The organism is Streptomyces sp. HNM0645 (assembly GCF_030056615.1).
GTDB classification, from domain to species: domain Bacteria; phylum Actinomycetota; class Actinomycetes; order Streptomycetales; family Streptomycetaceae; genus Streptomyces; species Streptomyces marianii.
In genome coordinates this window covers 1-881 of sequence record NZ_JASHLT010000129.1, presented here as the reverse complement: position 1 = coordinate 881, position 881 = coordinate 1, and the positions used below count along the sequence as shown (strand labels likewise).

1 pseudogene is annotated in these 881 nt (G+C 68.8%); it reads right to left on the bottom strand.

The window, feature by feature from the left end:
- Nucleotides 1-881: pseudogene (locus QMZ92_RS35945) on the bottom strand (ABC transporter ATP-binding protein); the annotation flags it as partial.

Genomic DNA, 881 nt, shown 5'->3' with positions numbered 1-881 from the left:
CGGCGACCGGAACCGGTTCGGCGTCGCGACGTACCAGCTCCGAGTACCTGCCGTCACGCTCCAAGAGCTCCTCGTGGGTGCCCTGCTCGACGATGCGTCCGTCGTGCAGGACCACGATCCGGTCGGCGCCCCGCACGGTCGACAGCCTGTGCGCGATGGTGATGGTGGTGCGTCCGGCCGACAGGGCTTCGATGGCTTGCTGCACTGCGTGTTCTGTGCGGGTGTCCAGAGCGCTGGTGGCCTCGTCGAGGATGAGGACGCGTGGGTTGCGCAGCATGGTGCGTGCCAGGGCCAGCCGCTGCTTCTCGCCGCCCGAGAAGCGATGGCCGCGCTCTCCGACCACCGTGTCGTAGCCGTCGGGGAGGGACACGATGTGGTCGTGGATCCGGGCCGCTCGCGCGGCCTCGACGAGTTGCTCGTCCGTCGCCTCCGGAGCCGCGAAGCGNGAAGAGGTGCGTCTCCTGGGAGACCACCCCCACGGTCCGGGACAGGGTGTCGAAGCCGAGGTCGCGGACGTCGACGCCGTCGAGGGCCACTCGCCCCGCGGTGACGTCGTAGAGGCGGGGTACCAGGTGCCCGAGCGTGCTCTTGCCCGAGCCCGTCGTGCCCACCACCGCAAGGGACGTCCCGGCCGGTACGCGGATGTCGATGTCCTGCAGAGTCGGCCCGCTGCTCGGGTCGTAGGCGAAGTCGACTCCTTCGAACCGCACTTCGCCTTGCGGTCGGGCCAACTGGACCGGGTGCTTCCGCTCGGTGACGGTCGCCGGAAGGTCCACATACTCGAAGACCCGCGTGAAAAGCGCCAGAGAGGCCTGGATCTTCACACCGATCGACAGCAGTTTCACCACGGGACGGAACAGCCCCTGCTGCAACGTCACGAA